The organism is Bacillus sp. GW823-FHT06B01, assembly GCF_058952315.1.
The window spans coordinates 676,489-699,091 of record NZ_JBXAHR010000001.1; the positions used below are offsets into that span (position 1 = coordinate 676,489).

Annotated in this window: 19 protein-coding genes and 1 pseudogene; 4 read left to right on the forward strand and 16 right to left on the reverse strand. The window is 31.2% G+C overall.

What is annotated here, in order from left to right:
• Window positions 1-87: 87 nt before the first annotated feature.
• On the forward strand, window positions 88-1,779 hold the full coding sequence (locus AC1Q8N_RS03605) for a M3 family oligoendopeptidase (protein ID WP_098077206.1): 1,692 nt from the start codon (window positions 88-90) through the stop codon (window positions 1,777-1,779).
• 14 nt (window positions 1,780-1,793) lie between these two features.
• Here AC1Q8N_RS03605 and AC1Q8N_RS03610 read toward each other — a convergent pair whose 3' ends face one another.
• Window positions 1,794-2,888, reverse strand: coding sequence for a helix-turn-helix transcriptional regulator (locus tag AC1Q8N_RS03610; RefSeq protein ID WP_141519973.1), 1,095 nt, complete (start codon window positions 2,886-2,888; stop codon window positions 1,794-1,796).
• A gap of 192 nt (window positions 2,889-3,080) precedes the next feature.
• On the opposite strand from AC1Q8N_RS03610, the gene AC1Q8N_RS03615 reads away from it, so the two are divergent.
• On the forward strand, window positions 3,081-4,028 hold the full coding sequence (locus AC1Q8N_RS03615) for a phosphotransferase enzyme family protein (protein WP_098077200.1): 948 nt from the start codon (window positions 3,081-3,083) through the stop codon (window positions 4,026-4,028).
• A gap of 88 nt (window positions 4,029-4,116) precedes the next feature.
• Here the strand turns inward: AC1Q8N_RS03615 and AC1Q8N_RS03620 are convergent, their stop codons facing one another.
• From AC1Q8N_RS03620 to AC1Q8N_RS03640, 5 genes and pseudogenes are all read right to left on the reverse strand, one after another.
• On the reverse strand, window positions 4,117-4,866 hold the full coding sequence (locus AC1Q8N_RS03620) for an aminoglycoside phosphotransferase family protein (protein ID WP_098077197.1): 750 nt from the start codon (window positions 4,864-4,866) through the stop codon (window positions 4,117-4,119).
• A 116-nt stretch (window positions 4,867-4,982) separates the two neighbouring features.
• Window positions 4,983-5,777, reverse strand: a complete 795-nt coding sequence (locus AC1Q8N_RS03625) for a VOC family protein (protein ID WP_098077194.1) — start codon at window positions 5,775-5,777, stop codon at window positions 4,983-4,985.
• Window positions 5,778-5,985: 208 nt separating this feature from the next.
• A pseudogene (locus AC1Q8N_RS03630) lies at window positions 5,986-6,738 on the reverse strand (class I SAM-dependent methyltransferase).
• 53 nt (window positions 6,739-6,791) lie between these two features.
• Entirely contained in the window at window positions 6,792-7,655 is an 864-nt protein-coding gene (locus tag AC1Q8N_RS03635; protein ID WP_098077191.1) for a serine/threonine protein kinase, read from the reverse strand.
• A 236-nt stretch (window positions 7,656-7,891) separates the two neighbouring features.
• Window positions 7,892-8,230 (reverse strand): winged helix-turn-helix transcriptional regulator, encoded by a 339-nt coding sequence (locus tag AC1Q8N_RS03640; protein ID WP_048547027.1) that lies wholly within the window; start codon window positions 8,228-8,230, stop codon window positions 7,892-7,894.
• Between the two features lie 153 nt (window positions 8,231-8,383).
• Between AC1Q8N_RS03640 and AC1Q8N_RS03645 the strand changes: the two genes are divergently transcribed.
• Window positions 8,384-9,100, forward strand: coding sequence for an SDR family oxidoreductase (locus AC1Q8N_RS03645; protein ID WP_097890194.1), 717 nt, complete (start codon window positions 8,384-8,386; stop codon window positions 9,098-9,100).
• A 42-nt stretch (window positions 9,101-9,142) separates the two neighbouring features.
• On the opposite strand, the gene AC1Q8N_RS03650 is transcribed toward AC1Q8N_RS03645, so the two are convergent.
• A complete protein-coding gene (locus tag AC1Q8N_RS03650) occupies window positions 9,143-9,718 on the reverse strand; it encodes an NUDIX hydrolase (protein WP_098642381.1) in 576 nt (191 codons plus the stop codon).
• 221 nt (window positions 9,719-9,939) lie between these two features.
• Here AC1Q8N_RS03650 and AC1Q8N_RS03655 point away from each other — a divergent pair, with 221 nt between their 5' ends.
• Window positions 9,940-11,166 (forward strand): MFS transporter, encoded by a 1,227-nt coding sequence (locus tag AC1Q8N_RS03655; RefSeq protein WP_098047560.1) that lies wholly within the window; start codon window positions 9,940-9,942, stop codon window positions 11,164-11,166.
• A 96-nt stretch (window positions 11,167-11,262) separates the two neighbouring features.
• On the opposite strand, the gene AC1Q8N_RS03660 is transcribed toward AC1Q8N_RS03655, so the two are convergent.
• From AC1Q8N_RS03660 to AC1Q8N_RS03700, 9 genes are all read right to left on the reverse strand, one after another.
• Window positions 11,263-12,072 carry a MerR family transcriptional regulator gene (locus AC1Q8N_RS03660; RefSeq protein WP_097890873.1) on the reverse strand — a complete coding sequence of 270 codons (810 nt, stop codon included), beginning with the start codon at window positions 12,070-12,072 and terminating at the stop codon, window positions 11,263-11,265.
• Window positions 12,073-12,193: 121 nt separating this feature from the next.
• Entirely contained in the window at window positions 12,194-13,639 is a 1,446-nt protein-coding gene (locus AC1Q8N_RS03665) for a serine hydrolase domain-containing protein (RefSeq protein ID WP_098642380.1), read from the reverse strand.
• Complete coding sequence (locus AC1Q8N_RS03670; RefSeq protein WP_048547017.1) at window positions 13,620-14,150, reverse strand: hypothetical protein; 531 nt, start codon at window positions 14,148-14,150, stop codon at window positions 13,620-13,622. Before AC1Q8N_RS03670 ends, AC1Q8N_RS03665 begins: the two co-directional genes overlap by 20 nt.
• On the reverse strand, window positions 14,147-14,488 hold the full coding sequence (locus tag AC1Q8N_RS03675) for a PadR family transcriptional regulator (RefSeq protein ID WP_000376290.1): 342 nt from the start codon (window positions 14,486-14,488) through the stop codon (window positions 14,147-14,149). Before AC1Q8N_RS03675 ends, AC1Q8N_RS03670 begins: the two co-directional genes overlap by 4 nt.
• A gap of 385 nt (window positions 14,489-14,873) precedes the next feature.
• On the reverse strand, window positions 14,874-18,044 hold the full coding sequence (locus AC1Q8N_RS03680) for an ATP-binding cassette domain-containing protein (RefSeq protein WP_493521076.1): 3,171 nt from the start codon (window positions 18,042-18,044) through the stop codon (window positions 14,874-14,876).
• Between the two features lie 79 nt (window positions 18,045-18,123).
• Window positions 18,124-18,603: an SRPBCC family protein gene (locus AC1Q8N_RS03685; protein WP_097890879.1), complete on the reverse strand. Its 480-nt coding sequence runs from the start codon at window positions 18,601-18,603 to the stop codon at window positions 18,124-18,126.
• A gap of 270 nt (window positions 18,604-18,873) precedes the next feature.
• Entirely contained in the window at window positions 18,874-19,434 is a 561-nt protein-coding gene (locus tag AC1Q8N_RS03690) for a class I SAM-dependent methyltransferase (RefSeq protein ID WP_097890881.1), read from the reverse strand.
• 185 nt (window positions 19,435-19,619) lie between these two features.
• The gene (locus AC1Q8N_RS03695) at window positions 19,620-21,572 is read right to left on the reverse strand and encodes a SpaA isopeptide-forming pilin-related protein (protein WP_493521077.1); all 1,953 of its coding nucleotides are present in this window, start codon (window positions 21,570-21,572) and stop codon (window positions 19,620-19,622) included.
• Between the two features lie 153 nt (window positions 21,573-21,725).
• Window positions 21,726-22,529 (reverse strand): class C sortase, encoded by an 804-nt coding sequence (locus AC1Q8N_RS03700; RefSeq protein WP_000828079.1) that lies wholly within the window; start codon window positions 22,527-22,529, stop codon window positions 21,726-21,728.
• Window positions 22,530-22,603 lie beyond the last annotated feature (74 nt).

Here is a 22,603-nt window from a genome sequence, read left to right on the forward strand (position 1 = left end):
TTATTTCACATTTTCTCCTCTTAACAAGGAAATTACAATTAATAAATAGAATATCTTCATGAATAAATAAAAAGTGAGGGATATATAATGCAACGTGTAAATACGATTGATATTAGTAATGTACTACAATTGGAAAAAACTCTTTCGACTTTATTAAATAAAAGGATTTCTTCAAAACTAGACCTTGAAAACTGGTTAAAAGAGCAATCAAAAGTAATTTGGGAAATTGAAGAACAATTAAGATCACATTATATCGCTTTTCAATGTAATACAGATAATAAAGAAATAAAAGATACTTTTGAATATGATCAACAATATGTACGGCCTCTTTTGAAACGTTATCAAAATTCATTTGATACTAAATATTTAGAGTCCCCTTTTCGAATGGAACTTGATCCAAAAACGTATAGCTTACTAGATAAAAAAATTAAGAATGCGCAAACATTATTTTGTGAAAAGAACATTGATTTAGAAGTGCGCGAAGACAAACTAGTAACCGAGTACTTCGAAATTACAGGTGGTTTAACTGCACAATGGGACGGTGAAGAAAAAACAATTACTGAACTACAGTCTTACTTACAAGATCCGGATCGTCATATACGAAAAAAAGCAAAAACGCTCATTTCTGAAACATTTTTATCTGTTGAAGATACATTACAACAGATATTAAATGAATTAATCGCAATCCGTCATCAAAAGGCGCAAAACATTCAATTAGATAATTATCGTGATTATATGTTTAAAAAACATGAACGTTTTGATTATACGCCTGATGATTGCTATGAGCTTGCTGAATCTATTCGTAAATACGTAGTACCACTTATCGATAAAATATTTAATGAGAAAACATCTGAACTTCAAGTAGATAGTCTTCGTCCATGGGATCTAAAAGCAACCGCTCCAAATAAAAAAGTATTAAAACCTATTGAAAAAGCGAGTGATTTAATCGAAAAAAGTTCTCATATTTTACACAAACTAGATCCTGAATTTTCCGTATTACTGGAACGTATGCATAAAAATAATTGCTTAGATTTAGAAAGTCGTAAAGGAAAAGGACCAGGAGGATTTTGCGAATATTTACCTGCTTCTCAATTATCTTTTATTTTCATGAATCTCAATCATACACATTATGATGTTACTACTTTCCTCCATGAAATGGGCCATAGTATTCATAATGATTGTATGAAGCAGTTAGAACTTCAAAAGTATTTAGAAATCCCTTCAGAATCAGCTGAACTAGCTAGTATGACAATGGAATTGTTTTCGATGGAGTATTGGGATACTTTTTATGGGAATACAGAAAACTTTACAAAAGCAAAAATAGATTTCTTTAAAGATATTGTTAAATATTTACCACAAATGCTTATAGTTGATCAATTCCAGCATTGGATGTATGAAAATCCTAATCATACAGCTAAAGAAAGAAATGAAAAACATTTAGAATTACATAACACTTACCAATCGAATGTAGTAAATATTGAGGGATATGAAAATTGGGTTGCAACTGGCTGGTTACCTGTGCTACATATATTCGAAATACCATTCTATTACATCGAATATGCAATCGCACAACTTGGTGCGCTGCAAATGTATAAACAATATAAAGAAAATCCTAAACAAGCAATAGAGAATTATAAAAAGGCATTATCATTAGGTAGTTCTAAATCTTTAACTGAAGTATATGAAGCAGCTGGTATTCGTTTTGATTTTTCTAGAGAAACGATTAAAGAATTAATGTTATTTGTAGAGCGTGAATTAGAGTCACTTGAACAATTGTAAGAAGGAAGCTGTTCCTATATTTTAGGTTCAGCTTTCTTCTTTATTTTATTTATCAATTCTATGTACTGAAAATCACCATATCCGATTGTTGGAAAAAGTTGAAACAACTTTATTAATAATTCTTGATTTGATAAACTTTGATTTTTAGAGATGAATTTCATTACGATATTATCTTCTTTTAGCATTTCTAAATATAAGTCTATAGCCTGATACATTACAGGTGGTACCTTATGAGAAGTCTTTTTATGGTTTACTAATAATTCATTGTATATAGTAGAATAATTACCCAATTCAAGTTCAATTTGATTTACTTTAAATTCATCCTCCCTGAAACTATTTAAGTATACTTTCCCTTCATAACAAGACTGTTCAAGATATGAAAGAATAGTAAGTAGATTTATTTGGCAAAACATATCTTCACCAAACCATAAAACAATGCATTTATACTTTTTCGTAAAAAGATTTTTTAACGGATCTATGACCTTTTTTGTATAACTTTCTACTGAACTGTTATGTCCTTCTGCTCTTGTTTTAATAAACTCATCATTAAAAACTTGTGTAGTAGCCAGGTTCACACACATTGCCTCATTAAATGGTGCATATTCAGAATCACCCATTAGCTTTTCATTTTTAAATTCTTCATACATCATTTGACCATTTAATATGTTTAATACATCATTCTCAAACAGCTCACTCATTGCACTACGCAACTGCTCAACCTCTAATTTTCTAGAAAAATTCATTTTAAACTCCCCTTCTTTATTTATATTGAGTTTAACAAATGATTGAATTGGCATTTTGTTAAGCTTAAAGTCTCTTGGATTCATCCCAAAAACATTTTTGAAAGCTCGGCTATATGCTTCTTGCGAAGAATACCCGTAATCAAAAGCGACATCGATTATCTTTCTATCCAGTTTTAGGTCTACAGTAGACAAGTACATTTTTCTAAGAAGGACATAACGTCTAATACTAATACCTGTTACTTGATGAAATTTAAAAGAACAGTAATACGGGGAATACCTCATATAACGGGATAATTCATTTAATGAAAATTCTTCTTTTAAATTGCTCTCAATCCAATCAATCATCTGCTGTATATGTGCATTCATTTCCTTCACTCCTTATATAAAAGTATAAAAGAGATTCGTTTCTTTCTTTTGATATTTCTTGTGTTTTATAACATGAGCCATTAATTACTTCATGCTTCATTTTAAAGGATATCAAAAATAAAACACGAATGTTGTAAATTACGAATCTTTTAGTTCTCTAGTAAAAAATTAAAGTTTGGAAAGGACGTTACAATGAACGAGCTAGAAAAAGAAATACTTCAATTAATAAATAAACTATATCCTTTGAATTTTATTAACATTACACCAATAACAAATGAAATATATAAATGTCTCACAGAACAAGGTGCATACTTCATTAGAATTACAAACTATAAAGCGTATGAAGAACAATTAGAAGAAGTTTCATATACGAATTTTTTATATCAAAATGGCTTAGGTGTTCCACCAATAATCCCTTCTTTACAAGGGAATTTTGTAGAAAAGTTAACATTAGATAAAGAGATTTTTGCCGTATTATATAAAGCTGCGCCTGGTATACATTTACCAAAGTACGAATGGGATTCTAATATATTTAAAAAGCTTGGTAAACAAATTGGAAAATTACATCGTATTTCTAAAAGCTTTGAAAAGACTAAACCAGTTAAACATATAAACGACTGGTATGAAAATGAAGAATATAATTTTCTTAAGTATATCCCTCAAGAAGAAACTACTATAAGAGAAATTGCATCAGACGTTTTAACTTCTATAAAAGAGCTACAAAAATCCATTTCAAATTACGGCTTAATTCACGGAGATTTATGGTTAGAAAATATTTTAGTTGAAAACAATTCAAACTTAATAATGATTGATTTTCAAGACTGTGAAAAACATTTTTATATATTCGATTTAGCAGTTCCTATTTATAGTGCTTTAGAATATTCATTTGCTGGAAATGGGAATATCATTGACTATGAGCATTCTATTACAAAAGCACTATTTGAAGGGTATCAAGAGGAAAATGAACTACCTAAAGAAATGATAGACAAGTTTCCATTATTTATTAAATTAAAGGAGATTTTTGAATATAGCTTAATGCATATGTATTGGAATAAGGAAGAATTAACTGAGGAACAAGTACGGATAATGAATCTTTATAGGATGAAGATTGAAAATAAATATACCTATATCAATATTTAAAAATGCTGTTGTTTAACTACAAGGAAACTTTAGTTAAACAATAGCATTTATTTATTAATTATCTACTAAACAACCTTTGTTTTATTACTTATAAATACTGCTTCAATAATATGTTTAAATACACTTCATTTTGCGGAGATACTTTCTCAGAAAATCTAGCTGCAATCATAATAGGAGCCCATTGAAAGATCTCATCTCTTGTTAGATCAGTATTACTGCAATATATTTGTAAATACATTTCTGCTAATTCTATATAAGACTGCGCATACAATAAATATGTACGAAACACATCTGCACGAATATCACCTGAGCAAGCATCTACCCAGTCTATAATATTTACATACTTTTCACTCAAAATTAGATTAAATGGATGGAAGTCGCCATGGCATAATCTAGGTTCAAATTTGATTGAATGTAACTTATTCAATATACTTTCCTTTTGTTTTTCATCCAATTTATGTACAGATTTAATTTGACGCTCTAACCTTTCCCCCATTGCTTCCATTTCATCCGAATTCACACGTATAGCATGAATCTTTTTTTGTTCATTCACACAAATATTTATGTAATGCTCTGCCTCATTTAGATTATTAAGCAGGAGATCACCTATACTGTCACCTTTTACGTATTCCATAATAATTGCCTGTCTATTTTTTATCTTTGTCACTTCAAATACGTTTGGAACTGATAGTCCGCATGAATAAGCATATTTTTGTTTTTTTGCTTCATTCATAGACTCTGTATCAGGCAGATATTCATTAAATAATTTTACAATCTTAGTATCATAGAGATAGATTTCTGCTGTATTCCCTTTAGCTATCGGATTTCCTAAATTCAATTCATTTCTCTCCTTACTGTAAATTAAGCTGACACATTATACTCCCCTATAAATTCAGTGTAATTATGCTGAAACCCTTCTCCACGAAAATATAAAAAACTTACCACTTTCTATCTTTAAACAGAAAGTGGTAAGTTTAATTTACTAGGAATATCGGAAGAGAAATTTGGTGTATGCACAATTGAAAATGCATATCCCTGCTCAATAAATGATACTTCGTTATGTTTACATTGAAATGGGACACTATTTTTCTTAAAGTTAATTTGGATTTGCTGTAAAAATGCTTGATCTGTTGTTCCGAAAGATACGTGTACTTTTGGTGGTAAAGCCTTCATCGCAATCGGGATCCAACTTCGCTGCCACCAAGTTGCAACGATGTATGCAGTGCCACCTATAACAAAGTTGAAAATATCCCCATCTTTCATCGTTTTCATATTTAGATTGGATTTTAACCATTCTGTAAATACAGGTACACTTTTAACAGGAAGTCCGATTTCCCTTACATATAAAATATTTAAAGGGGACTGCGGTACTAATACATCTTCTTTAACATAACTATGTGCGATAATTTCGAGTAGATTTCCATCCCCGTCTTTAAAGTATACATTGAATAAACCATTCTCTTCACCAATTACATTTCCATTTTGCCATTTCACAATGAGTAATCCAGAATCCTTTAGCCATCTTACTGTTTCATGAAATTTTGAATATGGAATTTCAAAAGCAAAGTGAGCAGGTGCAATTGGTTCATATACTTCTTGAAAACTAATTGTTGTATAAGGTGTTACTTCAAATTGAATAAATGATGTCGTTTCTTTTTTTATTGGAAAAGATAATATATTCTTATATACTTGTTTTACCCCTTCTATGGAAACTGTTTGTAGTTTTATATCTGATATATGTGTAATCACGTTATATTCCCCCTTGTTTCTTATTATCTATTCGTATTGTATTACATTTATAAATAGATAGAATCAAACGGAAGGATGGATTTTCCAAATGAAAACTACAACTTTAGTATGAATATGTTAGCTTCTTTCATTGTTAATATATAGTATTGTTTCCATACAAAAAAGCTGCCTTTCCTTAAACGAAAAGCAACTTTTACAATAAAACATATTATGATTTTACAGCAATCATCATAAACCTTTTTGAATTTGTACGAATCCCTTTTTCAGAACTATTTGCGTCAATGAACTTTTGTAAAATAGTAAAATCTTCTTCCTCTTCTCCAAAATTAGGAATAATAGGCGTATGTTTTAATAAGAAAATGAGGTCTTCAGGGCTACTGTAATAATCAGTGACATCATATTCACTTACTTGAACGCGTTCAAATCCTGCACTACTAAGTTCCCTCATATACTTTTCTTTTAAAGTTCCATCTCTTTCACCTAAGCATTGTCCTCTACCAAATGCTTCTTTTAAGTTTAATTTATCGTGTTCACTAACTTGTTGCGTTAAGAAAACAGCATCCTTTTTCATTACTTTTGATAATTCAGTCGCTGTAAATGGTGCATGACAACTTGAAGCTATATCAAAATGTGCATGCGGAAACACTAAAGCTTCAGAATCCATTTGAAGAAACTCAACATTTTATATGCCTGATTTTTTTAAGTTAGAATGTGCTGTAGCAATCATCCCATTAGAATTATCTATTCCAATTAACAATTTAGCCGAAGATGCTATGTTAAGTACATTTTCTCCTCCACCTGTACCAACATCTAGTAAAATATGTGATGGCTTGCATCTTTCTTTTACCTCTCTATAAAAGTCCCATGAATCTCCTACAGTTTCACATTTTATTTTACTAAAATCCCATCCATTTAATCTTCCTACTTTATCATAAAAGTTTTTGTATTCTAATTCGTTCATTTTATGTGTTCCCCTTTGTTAATACATATAATTTAAAATGAATCATCAATTATTTATTCTATATATGAAAGCCAAGCTTCATAAAATGCTTGAATAGTACGATATCTATTACTTTTTTCTTTATGTAGCGCTTTTGTACATATATTATATAATTCTTGTGTGCTCTCCCATTTTTCATAGCTTTTATCATTTTTTCCGCCAATAAAGGCAAAAGCAATTCCGGCTAATACATACACATTCGTTTCGCTTGTAATTTGTGCATGCAGTTCATATTCCTCCGGTGCTTTGAAGCGAGCTGTCCCCCAAAAATCTTTCCCAATTTCATTGAATACAGGTGTTTTTTGAAAGAAATCAATATCACAAATCGTCAGTTTTGATTGCTCGAAATTATATAAAATACTGCCATCATAAAAATCAACCATGACATAGCCTAATGACTCCACATAGGCTGCAAACTCAAAAATTTGTGTCAATATGTTAAGTCTCTCCGTCACGGATAATTGTCTTAACTTAACAAAAGGCGAATTTGGTGCATGGTGCTTTTCAAACGGTGTAAAGTCCCAATGATTGTGCATGCATTCCCCATCAATCCAATGAAACCTTAAACAAAATCCATTTTTCATTTGAATCGAATTAATATATGGAACTAGTAAAGGATGTTGAATTTGTTCATACACTTCTTTTGCTTTCATTAATCGTTGGATTGCATCCTCTACATTACCTTTGTATTCTAAATTGCGTGCACCAGCATACTTCAAAAAGTAGCGTTTTCCTTTTTCAATGATACCAAAGCTAATATTCCCTGAATCTTGCTGATCAAAAATAGTAAATACTTCTACATCCTTTAACCAATCAAAATTATGATCCTCAGCTAATGTTATTGGGTATTCATTTTTTCCAATTTTAATATTCATCATGTGCTGCTCCTAGCTTTGAGCGAACGTAGTTATAGAGGCATGATACGCATACTCAAATTATTTTTACCTCATACTTTATTTTCTTCTGTTTTTTCATAAAATATCACTCCTTTCAAATAAAGGCCCTTAATTTCATTCAATAACTACCAAAATATTCTTACTTTTTATTATATATTATAAAATACAAGTTATAAGGAAAATATATTCCTTGTGCATAAATAGTTTACATAATAATTTTATAGTTTATTTCTATTTATATAATCTAAATGTCTTCTTCCCCAACCACACATACTATCTAACACTGTACTTACTGTTTTTCCATGCTCAGATAAACTATATTCCACTTTAGGTGGTATTTCTTGATAAATTTCTCGTTCTATTAGTTGATCTTGCTCTAATTCACGCAATTGCTTCGCTAAAGTCCCTTGAGATATATCTGGTATTAATCGCTTTAATTCACCAAATCGTTTTGTTCCATCAGTTAATAATATAAACAAAATGAGTGGCTTCCATTTCCCTCCGATGATTTGTAATGTCGCTATTACTCCTTTTAATTTCGGTTCTTGTAAATCCATTTTTTCACCTCTCAAATCCACATGAATAGCGGTTAGTACGAAATTTGCGACTATGTACATATAAAGTGCGTACTTTTCACTCGCTATCTTTTAGCGAATAATAAAAGCATAGCAATTTTATTTTAAAGTTTTTATTAAGGGAGTGGCTAAAATATGTCTATTACTACATTAAAAGATAATCGTATCGTTATCATTGGTGGGAGCTCAGGTATCGGATTAGCAACAGCAAAACAAGCAATCGAACAAGGAGCACATGTTATTATTGCAGGGCGTTCGAAAGAAAAACTAATGATTGCTCAAGAAATAATAAGTAACAACCGTCTTCAAACTTATGTATTGGATAATCAGGATAAAAACCAACTAGAAGATTTTTTCAAAAAGCTTGGGAATTTTGATCATTTGTTCACCCCAGGAGCCTCTTATACCCTTGGACCAATTACTGCTACGGATGATATTGCTGAAAGCAGCTTTATCGGCAAGTTTTGGCCACAATATTATGCCGTAAAATATGCAATTCCTTTTCTTTCAGACTCCGGATCTATCGTATTAATGTCCGGTGCATTTAGTCAAAGACCACTTAAAGGAGCACCTGCTTATGGAGCTTGTAATGGTGCTATTGAGAGTTTAGGGAAAGCTTTAGCTGTTGAAATAGCTCCTATAAGAGTTAATGTTGTTTCCCCTGGAACGATACGGAGGGAAAATGAACAAAACGAAAATAGACTAACTGCTTATGAAGCTTATAAATCTCTTTCTCTTCTAAAGAGGCCTGGGCATAATGATGAAATTGCACATACTGTTCTATATTTAATGCAAAATAGTTTTACTACAGGCAATGTATTGTTTCCTGATGGAGGATACACATACCATTAAATTATTTAAAACAAAAGCCCCTTATTACGGTGGCTTTTGTTGCTAATTTAGAAACTGCTGCAGTAATACAGGATCCTCTTTTAAAATTCCTGCTAAAAACATAAATTGCGGATAAGGTTGTAAGATTAAGTCTATATCCATTTTTTCTTTCAATATAGCTATTCCACCTTGCTTAATATAATCTTTTAGTGTTATTTCCTTACTACAAATTAGCCTAATATCACTTAAAGTAAGTAATAAAAGTCCATTCGTTTCAGAAGATGGATATGGCTTATTTTCTGAATGTGCCATATACATAATAGATAAAGTTTCATCTGGACTATCAATAATTAATATTGGATTGATCTCATTTGCTACCTTTATTTTCTTTGATTGCATATTCCAGTTCTCTTTATAATATGTACTTGGTGAACTCAAAATAGTAATATCGATAGTAGCTTCTTCTCTCACTTCTCTTTTAGCAGTTTCTACTGCTGTTTCTTCATCTTCTTTATGTCCGCCGAGCCTTACTACACCTAATGTATCTCCTTTACTCGTTGGCCCAACTTGGAAAACAAATAAGTTCTCGTATATTACATATGCACCAGATGTTCGTACATTTTTATCTATATGTATCAATATTTCCCCTCCTTAATCAACTTTCTCGCAAAATAGTTTACTATAATTTTATTATGTTTTTAAATAATCTTCAATCCAAAGCCTTCATTTTTATTCCCTCCTTAAAATTTTAAAATACATCTAAAAAGTAGGATTCACAAAAGAATCATAGAATTCTATATATAACAAATATTGAACGGATTTTTTTCAAATTCCTCTATAATAAAGGTGGTATAAATAGTGTGAAACTTAAACAAGAACAAAGATTTACCGTAAAGACAACTTTCTCTAAAGAATACAAGATTTTTATTTTTGGTTTACTCATTTCACGAATTGGGGATTCACTATATACTTTTGCATTGCCTTGGATTGCCTATCAATTAACCGGTTCAGCTGTAATTATGAGTTCTTTATTTTCTATTAATGTATTGCCAATTGTTTTATTCGGCCCTTTAGTTGGTGTAATAATTGATCGATACGATCGAAAAAAATTACTTTGGATAGCGGATATTACCAATATTATTTTAGTAAGTCTCGTACCAATTCTACACGCATTACATCTATTAGAAATCTGGCATTTATACGTAATTACTTTTATCTTAGCAGTTATGTCTATGCTTTTTGATGTAACAACTGTTACAGTCATTCCGCAAATTGCTGGAGAATCCTTAACGAAGGCCAATTCTTTCTATCAAATGGTCAATCAATTGGCTAGTTTATTTGGTCCAATGATAGCTGGGGTTTTCATTTCTTTTATTGGCGGCTTTCAGTTGCTTTGGATTAATGTTCTTTCATTTATTGCAACATTAGTTGCTGTGATGTTATTACCGTCTATGAAAAACACAAATAAAAAATGTGAAGATAAAAATACACTTCAAAATGTACTATCTGATTTGGTTAATGGATTTACATGGCTCAAAAATGACCGCTTAAATTTAGCTTTATCTTTTCAAGCTATGATAGGAAACTTTGGAGCAAGTGCGGTTTTAGGTGTATTCATGTATTATTTATTATCCACATTACAACTTACCCCAGAACAAAGTGGGGTTAATTATTCATTAATTGGAATAGGTGGTCTTTTAGGAAGCTTGATTGCAGTTCCTTTAGAAAAAAGGTTGCAGCGCGGCATACTAATTCCTTTACTCCTATTTGTTGGAGCAATTGGCTTAACTTGCGCGCTTTGGAATACATATTGGTTCGCTCCTGGAATTGCTTTCGGTGTTGCAATGACTTGCAATATTGCATGGAATACAATTGTAGCCACCGTTCGCCAGGAAACAGTTCCATCAAATATGCAAGGGAGAGTTTTAGGATTTTCACGTGTACTTACACGATTAGCTATGCCACTCGGGGCATTAGTAGGAGGCATTATTTCAGCTTATAATCCAGTGTATGTATTTGCTTTAGCTGCCTTTACGAAGTTACTGGAAGTTTTTATTGCACTATGTAGTCCGATACGAAAGCTATGATGGAAGGAAAGATAATTATGTATGATTGGTTAATTAAAATTTATGGATAAGTTTATAAAGAAAAAAGGCATATTATAATGCCTTTTTTCTTTATCATCATTTAACTGGATAACAAACTTCTGTAACCCATTTATTAGGATCCAATTCCATCGCTGGGCTCACATGATAAATATTAAACATCGGGCCTGCTAATTCGTAACCTTCTGTCTCAATCCATTTTGCGGCTGCTTCATTTACGTTTGTTATTTGTTCATAACTTCCGTTTACTGTTACAGAAGCTACTTTGATTGGCTCTTTTTTTTGAAAATAAACATCTTTTGTATTTTTATGCTTTCCTAAGATATTTAGCTGTATTTCTACATCTACATCATTTTTTTTGTATTCTTGATCATGGAAGACAGCGATACTATAACTCGGATGGGCCATACTAATATTTTTCATATGAATTTCTTGCATTAACATGGTCCATAAATCGCCTTCACAATTATATGATGGAATAACCTTTCTAACACTGGCTACATATCTTTCTGGAATTTCTTTTATTGAAACGTGGTAATTCATATCAACAACATCCTCTCTCATCGTTTTCATTGAATCTTCGAGGAGACGTAATTGTTTTTTGAGGTTAGTCATGTCTTCTTTAATTTGAGCACTACGATTTAAAAATTGCTCCTTAATACCCTCTATATTATCGCATTCTATTATTTTTTTAATGGTAGCGATATTAAATCCCATATTTTTTAACGTTTGAATTTGATTTACTTTCTTTAATTGGGCTGCTGAATAGTATCGGTATCCACTCTGCTCATCAACTTTTATTGGTTGTAATAATTCCACTTTATCGTAGTGTCTCAACATCCGAATACTAATGGAAGATAGTTTTGAAAAGTCTCCTATTTTAAACATGATTTCCTCCTATAAGTTACATCTACTTCGAAGTTCAACTTCATCTTAAACAATGACATTGTGTGAGAGTCAACTGTTTCTAACACTTAACTTATATTTCTTTCATTCTTTCCCCTTATACTTACTTCCTTCTTAAGGCTATAAGAATTGATATTAGTCCGTTCGCAGCTAATAAAGTTACAATAATACTTGTAAATACAGCTACGTCTGGCGCAAATATTTTAATCGTACGCCAAGGTGAACTTGTACTATAAGTAAGCAGTGGGATGAAAATAATGGATAATAGTAGGGATAGACTCCCTGTGAATAACCAAATTAGCTTTTTTACAGTTTTTATATATTTATACTTTTTAATTAATATAATTGATATTATGAAAAGTATAAGTGTAACTATCAACAAAATAATTTGTGTTAATGGTATGTTTTTAGGGATATCAACCGGTTCTTCCTCATTCAAAATACTAATAATCCCATTTTTCAATTCCGATAGTGCTGATTCTTCTAAAACATGATTTTTATTTGTTAAAATCACACCACCCCAGCCACTTTTATTTAAAATAAATATTTCTGCACGAGCATCGGGCGTTGATCCTGAATGCCAAATCATCGTTTCACTTTCATTTATATTTGTTGTTCTTAATCCAAAACCATAACTTTTTTCTGAATTTATTTTATAAAGTGGTGAAAGGTAAAGATCCATGTTTTCTTGCTTTAAGAATTGAGCATCCTCTGACCGATTCAAAAACATAGTATACTGAATCATATCTTCTAAATTTGCAGTAATATAGCCATACGGTGCCCCGGCATTATCATAGGCGACTATACTTTTTTTCGGCATGCCAAACCAAGACTGATAACCTGTTAAATAACCTTTTTCATATGCAGTCTCTTTACTTGCTGCCGCACCATTCATATTTAATGGCTGAAAAATATGCTTTTCCATATATGATGAATATGTTTCATTTGTAACGGCCTCAATAAGCGCACCAAGTATTATATAATTCGCATTACTATATTGATATTTTTCACCTGGTGGAGCAGTTAATTTTACATTTGAAAGCGTCATTACATTTTCTTTTAATGCTGTAGAATTTTTGGATTGCTTATCTGATAATGCTAAGCCCTCATATGTGTTGATTCCGCTTGTATGAGTTAGTAGTTGTTGGATTGTTATAGTTGAGGATATTTGAGGATTTTTTAGTTTAAACCAAGGGAGATATCGTTGAACTGGGTCCTCTAATTTTATTTTTTTATCTTCTATTAATTTCACTATAGCTAAAGCTGTTAAAGATTTACTTATTGAGCCGATTGCAAATGGCGTTTTACTAGTTACCTTTTTTTCAGATTCTCCAGTAACCCCCATCGTTTTTGTGAAGAATACTTCTTTATTATGTACAATTGCAACAGCAGCTCCTGGAATATTCTGTTCCTTTATAAATTTTTCAATATACTTATCTAATGTAACTTTAACATTCTGCTGAGCGTAAACTTTTGGATGTGTGATACATAGCATAAATACATTACAAAGAATACAAATTAGAAAGACTTTATAGATCGTATTCTTCATTATACTTTAGATGCTTTCTTTTTTTATAACTTACTAAGCTAATATATACTACTACAGAGAGTGTCAAACTAGTCATTATTAATAATGCGTTCCACCATTGATTCTCTGATATGCGATATAAAAGATTATACTGAAATGCATTTTTACTATTAGTTGGATTAAATGATTCAGTTAAAAATATTGAAAATATAGTTTGTGAGCTGAGGTAAGTAATAACTGCGATGAATATGCCACGTAACATAAATGTGTTATATTTGTCCTTTTCATTTTGAAGTTGTTTCATTTTAACTTTTAAATCAATTTCATTTACTTCTAAAAAATCCTGAACAAATAATTGAGGTGTACCTAAATCATCTATACTATCTTCACCATGTTCACGACATTCTTGAATATGTTCTAATATTTGTCGCTTAATATTATGCCTTTCTTCTAAACTTATATCGTATTGCTTTAATTCCTTTAGTACGTCTGTTAAAAATTGCTTTTCTTTACCTATCAATCTATTCCTCATTTCAGAAGGTCTCCTTTCAAACCGCTTTTTAATAATGTTTGAATATCCGATTGCAATTCTAACCACTCATTAATTTTTTTCTCAAGACGTATTTTCCCGTTTTCATTAATTTCATAATAAATCCTAACTTTACCACTGTCTGTTACTACTTGATAAGTATTAACCCATTCTTGATTTTTCAACTTAGTTAAAATGGGATAAATACTTCCCACTCCTTTCAGTTTTAAATTGTTTACTTCAAGTTCTTTCATAATCTCATAACCATAACTTTTCTTTTTCGACAAAATAGATAATACACACATTTCTAAATGACCTTTAATTAAACTCGTTCTATCCATAGGATAAATTTAACAGAAATATATACTTCATTCAAGTATATATTTCTGTTAAATCCAAAAAATCAGACAACAGAACGAAGATATTATAAGCAAAAGATATTACTTGCGAACTGTTTTTACCCCTAACAATTACTTTTATAATATAATAATTACATAATATATCAACTGTTTGTCCCTTTTATTTCTCTATCTCTCCTCCATATCTTAGCTGGAAATATAGTATACGGGACATAAAAATACTAAAAAATCCAATTCCTTAATTTTCACATTAAGAAATTGGATCTTCTTTCATTACCTTGTAATACTCATACTGCGTTATTATAAACATTATAAAGAATATACGTTTTATATAAGTTATGTTAATAACACATAAGCTAATAAAACTTTACTGATTACGCTCAAGACACTCATAAATCGCCATCATATCTCGTTTATCCAATTCACGAATACGATTAAAAATTGGTATTTGCGCAACTGCCTCTGTTAATAAGTTCTCATCCACAACATCACTAACTTTTCCAGTTAACCATGTTTTTACATCCACACCCTCAACAACTTCTTTTAGACCTTCGTCATTAATACCACTTGCATTACAAGTTACACATGGAATTGTTAGTTTAAAAACACCATCATGCAAATTATCTTCAGTAATAACTTTCTTTCCTTTACAGAATGGACATGGATCACTTTTTTTAATTTTATTAATTTGGGTAACTAATTTTTTGTATCCAAACGCTTCGTATACATACGTAAGTTTTTTATATTTACCATTTGTGAAATACTGATCTATTATGTTTTCTCTCGTTTCATAAACATTAGGGAAATCACAAACAGTTACTTGATTATTAACACTAATGGATTCGATATTCCCTTTAATTTCGCCCCAGAATGGTAAGACATTTTGTAACACCATTTCATAGTTTAAAAAGCTTGCCTGTTCTAGTTCAAACATTTTTAGTGCAACTTGTGCTTTTCTTGGCAATAAAGAAACATCTTCTGTCAATCTCATATTGCCACCAACAATATATTTCAATTTATGAAGTTCAGGTAAATCACCGACTATTTTCAACACTTCATTAACTGGTTGATTGATAATTTCACGAATATCTGAGTTGCCAAATTTAAGTGGTTTATGATGGTTTAAAACCGTCCCTTCGCAAATTGGACATGTTACCATTTCTTTAGAAGCCTTAATTTCTTCTTTAACAGGTGCTTTTGAAATAACAATATATCCACCAATAATCGTATTAAATCCTACCCATGTTCTGCGCGTCTTTCCTTTTTTATCATAAAATGATTTTTCAAAATATCCATACCAAAACGTATGCTTTTCTTCTTCTGACATATCATTATAACTCTTTGACAAATCGTGACCAAGTTCATTTTTAATTTCTTCGAATAGAAACTCTATTTTCTCATATTGATAAAATTTTAATACTTTCATGATTTCTGGATCAAATAAACCGTCCCAAAATGGAACGTTTTTATTTTGGATTGTAATATCTTTATCGAAAACTTCAATTTGAAGACGTCCAGAACAAGATGGACAATGATTGTCCTGTGAATAGAAATCAAAACTTCTCGTATCTTTATTAGTTGGATGAGCAGCTACAATATGATTAATTAATCCACCAACCTCATATAAAAAACTATATTGACTGTATAAATGTCTCTCAAGATCAATAGCAATAACCGGTGCAATTGTATTAGATTCATACTCACCATAAATTAAACGCGCCATTGATGATAAACTTTTTAAAATACCACCCTTATAAACATTTTCAGCATTTTTAAAATAGTTAATATGATTTTCTTCTAAATAGTGAACGCCTTTTTTATGCTTAAGCGCTGAAGTAATATGGATTTGCTCAACATTATTCACAGTGGTTTTCTGACGATAATAATCATCATGACTTACTACTTCAAGATGATTGATAGCCTCAAGCTGTCTTTTCCCGAAGTCTACAATATAATCAGAGCTTTCTAACATGTAACTATTATGTTCAATCATAACGATGGATACTGATTCATCTTGCAATATTCCTCTAACACTGTCTATAAATTGATTTAAAATATTTTGCGATAAACCTTTTGAAGGTTCATCAAAAATAAATAACGTATGTGGATTTCTTGTGTTTGCAAATAACTCTGAAACTAAATGAACACATTGGAACTCACCTGTTGATAATGTTTGTGTTTTTCGTTCTAACGTTAAATAACCAAGTCCTAGTTTAATTAGTAGACTCAAGCGTTTAAACGCAATATCTTCATTTGGAAGTTCATCAATAATATCTTCAATCGAACGCTCAAAAATATCATCAATTTCTTCACTATACTTTGTTAGTTTCTTTTTAATATCTAGAAAAGTTGCTACAGTTGATCGACTTGTAATGGATTGATTGCGATCTTGCCCTACCATAACTAGTTTATCTTTTGGATATCGTTTCAAGAAATCTGTAGCTAAACATTCATTGACAAGTGTAGATTTCCCGCATCCAGACTCTCCTGTAACCGTCACAAGCCTATTTTTAGGCATTTGAAATTCCGCCATTTGGATATTGCGACAATATAATTCTTGGAATGTATAATATTCTGTTGGTACTTCTTTATTTAGATCCGACAGTATTGGTTTTGGTCTTGGCGATTCTTTCACAATTTGTCCACCATATTTTCCGCTACCAGGTCCAAAGAACAATTGCTCATCTGTTGTATCCAGTACTGTATCTGAATGATCAATGAGCCAAATTTGATTTTTACACCCTAACTGCTTAATCTCTTCTAATATTTGTAATAATGTTTCATGATCAAGTCCAACTGAAATCTCATCAATAATAATTACAGTATTTTCGCTTACTGCCATAAATTCAGCCAAATATAGTCTTGTTAACTCTCCACCTGACAACGTACCCATAATTCGATTTAATGTTAAATAACCAATGTTCATATTAATTATATTTTGCAGTATATGTTGCTTTGCTTCACTAATATTTAACTCTTCCGCTAACGAAAGAATAGACTCAACACTTAAATCATTAATATTTGAAATTGTATGTGGTTTAGCAAATAAATCTATCGTATGTTGTTCGATTTCTTCGCTATAACGTTTTCCCTTACATTTTTCACACTCAATATTTTTAGTAGTACCTCGGCCTTTACAACCAATACACCAACCTAACTGATTATTAAACGAAAAAACCTCAGGTGAAAGATGAAATACATCAGCAAGTTTTTCACGTACCTCTGTGAAAACACCAGTATGTGTACCGATTGTTGAACGTGGATTGGAAGAAATCGATGATTTTCCTAGAAAAAGAACTAAAGGCATATCTTCTATCTTAATAGCACTAAAATTCGTTTCCATAATGTTAGGAAATAAATATTGATATTCAGCCTTTGGCAATAAAGAAACTAATCGTTTTTTTGATTCTTCACCAATCGTTTGACAAAAGGTTGTTTTACCTGAGCCTGATAAACCAGCGATTCCAAACGACTTATTAAATGGAATCACTGTATCTAATTTATTTATGTTATTAGCAATTAATTGATTTACTTTCATATTAACCTCTATTCTTATTTTTCTTTAAAATCATTTTTACAGTGTAATAATTACATAATGACTATAACCTTTTATACAATTATCCTCTCACTTCAAGGATCTTATCCTTATATGTTTCAAACCATTGTTGCCATTCATCTTTAGAAAATTCTTTTTCTTTTCCTTCTAGTACGGAAGAAAAAAGATCTAAGCAAATATGCCAACCAGCTATATCTTTCGGTGTATGATCTGTTAACTCATGAATGTATTCTTTAAGAAGTAAAAGAGTACCATTTTCTTCTTTATGTATTTCAAATCGGACACGATCTTTATCCCAACTAAATTCTAGTACTGTGTTTAGTTGACACTCTAAAATATCAATATTTATAAATGAACCATCCATCATGTCGAACTTTATTATTCCACCCGTTTTAAGACTTTCAATTTGTAAATTAGACATCCATTTTTTAAGCTTACTGTTTTCTGTTAAAACAGACCAAACTTCCTCTATTGTATTTGGAAATCGGCGTTCAAATTTTACAATATACCCATTAGTTAGTTTCCCAATTTCAGCTATCATATTGATTGCCCCTTTATACAGAATGTATGTTCTCACTCTATTTTACACGAATATAAATATAAAATAAATCTTTATGTCAACGAAGTATTAATTTAAAGTTAATGGTAATGAGAAAAACTTAAATATTTTCCAAGTCGAGTTATATAATGTTGAAAAATAATTATCATGTATATCCGTTTCCTTATTAAATATAGACTTACGCACCAATAAAAAAAGCCGCATTTGCGACTCATGAAATTATAGTATTAATCCCTGCTTTTATTGAATGACTTACCGCTTAATCGCATCCACAATTAGCGATGGAAAGCCAAGCTTATCACCTTTATTTCTAGAATCATACCTTTTCGAACGGAAAATAACACCGTCGTTTGCATCCCATTCGTTGTAATAAAACTGACCATTTTCATCACAATATTCAAGTAAAACTACCTCAAATCCAGCAAATTTAAACATTTCCGTTAATGTTTTATAATTATGAACAATTTTATGACTTGCTGCTGGATGATCTTTCGGGCCAGGTCCGCCTATTTGAACTATGTTTTGGTATGCTTCATCTCGGAAAAATGCATCAGGAACACCACAACGAATATGCCCTCCTGGCTTTAAAAATTCATAACAAATTTCAGCTGCTCTTATACCTTCTTCAAAAGAAAGGTGTTCCCATACATGCTCAGCTAAAATAGCTGAAATAGAGTTGTATTCAAATCTTTCTTCCCACGTAGCTTTGTCTAATAAGTTAAGTTCATCTTCTTGTGTTTGAATCCAACCTGGATTATTATTAAACACGCCAGCGCCGACTACTACTTTAATTTCATCTTGTTTTGTTGCCATCACTTTCACCTCATAAATATTTTGATTTATTAATATATTCTATGTTTACTATTATCCTTCCTTCTTCAACAAATTTAATAGCATGAATCCAGTACAATACCGAACTCATGCTGGAAATTTTTCTAACCAAACGATTTTCTAACTTTATGGAATCAGTTCATAATACACAACTGTTTTTATACTATTTATATACGATTTTTCTTATATAAACATAACACACCAAACATTAGCACAAAACCAATCACATAAAAACTTGTTGTTCCGCTGCCACCAGTATTAGGAATTACCCAATTATTTTTCACATTTTTCACTGTTAGTTTTTGTGTCCTTACCGCTTCTGTAATTTCTATTTCTATTGGATCTCTAAGTAACATATATCCGTTTGGCGCTTTTATTTCTTTAATCGTATACTTTCCAAGTACTAACTGGTTGGAAATCACCTTTCCTTTTTCATCCGTTGTTAATCTAGTAACTTCTTTACCTTCTTTATCTAATACTTGAAATACAGCACCTTTTAGTTTTAAATTAATATCCTTATCATCAACTTTCTCAATTTCAAATTGCCCAGTCGGGTCTGGTAATTTCTTATTCCCTATTTTAATTTCTACTACTGTATCTTTTTCTATTTTTACAGCTATTTTATCTTTTAATAATTCATAACCTTTAGGTGCTTCTACTTCCACTAGGGTATAGTTACCTATTGGTAATTCTTTTGATATCGCTTCTCCTTGTCCATCTGTTACTAACTCACCAACTACTTTTTTATTTGAATCTTCAATATGAAACTTTGCTCCTGCTAGCTTTTTATTTTTATCTCCCGTATCTACTTTCACTAGCTTCATTTTCCCCATCGGATCTGGTAATTTCTTATTTTCTATTTTAATTTCTACTACTGCATCTTTTTCTATTTTTACAGCTATTTTATCTTTTAATAATTCGTAACCTTTAGGCGCTTCTGTTTCCACAAGAGTATAGTTACCTATTGGTAATTCTTTTGATATCGCTTCTCCTTTTTCATCTGTTACTAACTCACCAACTACTTTTTTATTTGAATCTTCAATATGAAACTTTGCCCCCATCAATTCTTTATTATCATTATTACTATCTACTTTTTTTATCTTTACTTTTCCTGTACTAGGCTTGTTCCAATGTTGCCAATTAAATTTGAAATTGTGAAATTCAAATCCACCAGTTTGTTGTACAGCACCGACAAATGCTTGTCCATTAATCGAACCGCCTTTTGTTTCTAATACAGCATTTGGAGCAAACACACTCCCAACGACACCATATCCCTCTGTTGTGATTTTTTTTGCATTAGGAAAAACCCAAATCACCTTCCCGTATAACTCAGTGAACGGTGAATTAGGAGAATAGGGTTGTGATGTAGGAATTATATCTGTAGCCCTACCAATATTGTTCGTGTCATATAAGATAGCACCATTTTTAAATGTAACCTCTATTGCATCTGAATACATAACGATAAAATCTTTTCCTTTAGCATTAGGTAAAAAGACATCTCTTATATCTAAATTGATTTTCCCTACCAATTCTGATGAAACATAAATATTAGGATTGTTTATATCTTTTCCGATTCCATAACTCATATTTGGAATTGGGGTATTCGTTTTATATTGACCTGCATTTTTACTAACTTGGTTCACTATGTTGTGAAATTCATTAAATTTCGCGTTAATTTCTAGTTTTTCTTTATAAACGATACGATCATAAGAAGATTGTATGATACGATCTGGATCACTCTCTTTTGTCATTACGACTATTCCGTTTTGAATGATAAAAGATTCCTCTCTTGACTTTTTAAATTTTCCAGACAATAACAAGGATGGATATCCCTCGTCATCCCATTTTCCCCCAACTATATTAGATGTTCCCGCTGCTGCACCTACAATTGTATAACCAGATGCATCCATATCACCTTGAACTGCAATTGCTCCTTCAATGTCGCCACCTACTGCTATATGGTTACCAAAGACAACAGCATTATAACGCGATATATCCCCTAGACCTTCTAAGTTAGTCGTGGATCCATATGCTTCTTTTGGTGCATATACGACAAAACTTACACATAAAATTAACAAAACCATAAAATGAATACTTACCAACTTTAATTGTAACCTCAATTCCTTTGTTCCCACCTTTACCGTATTTTTTCTACAGTCGAATAAAGTGAAACTTTTTTCAGTGAGGATTTACTTCATCCCCTATATACCTTCTTTACTTATCTCTGGATTTTCGGTCCCACTGCCCATTAATACAGGATAAATAAATTCATTCTATCGAGTTAATTTTTTCTTATAAATTGCGACTAGTAACACACATAATAATAGGATTAAGACTACTACGGTCCACTTATTAAACATAAATATCTCTTTACGCATTTTTTGTTTTTCTTTCTCGTTAAACTCCACACGCTCACCTCGAACCAGTAATCTATTTGTGTTTACTCCATAAGGCGTACATGTAATTAATGTTATATAATCTTTCTTTTCCACAATTTTTAAATCGTCCGTTTCGTGTGGTAACACTACTTTAATTTGATCTACTTTATAAGCAAGAATTTTGTCTAAAGAATGAATATAAAAAAGATCTCCTTCACTCAACTTATCTAAATCTGTAAATAATTTTGCTGATGGTAAACCACGATGCCCTGTTAAAATAGTATGCGTATTTTCTCCACCTACCGGAAGTGAAGAATATTCTAAATGACCTACCCCCCGACTCAATACTTCCTCAGAGGTCCCTTGATAGATTGGCAGTTTTATATTAATTTTCGATATTTCAATATACCCCATTACATCACCTAAATTTAACGCATCAGCATATGCTTGATGATTATTTTTTTCTTCAGAAAATGGATCTGCAAATGTTTTCATGGAAGTTTGAACTTGTTTATTATATTCGGTTGCTTCTTTTTCCCTACGTTCAACTTCTTTCTTTTGTAGTGCTTTGATCTTCTTATCGTAGGAGCTAATCTCAGAATAATGTGCACGAGTCGCCAACCAATTACTAATAGTAGGATATAAAAAAATAGCTAATCCAAATAAAAAAATACCTCCTAAAACAAGATTTCGTTTCATATTTCCACCTCTACATATACTAAAATATTGAAAAGAGGGAAGCATTTTGCTTCTCCCCTTTTCACATCACTTGG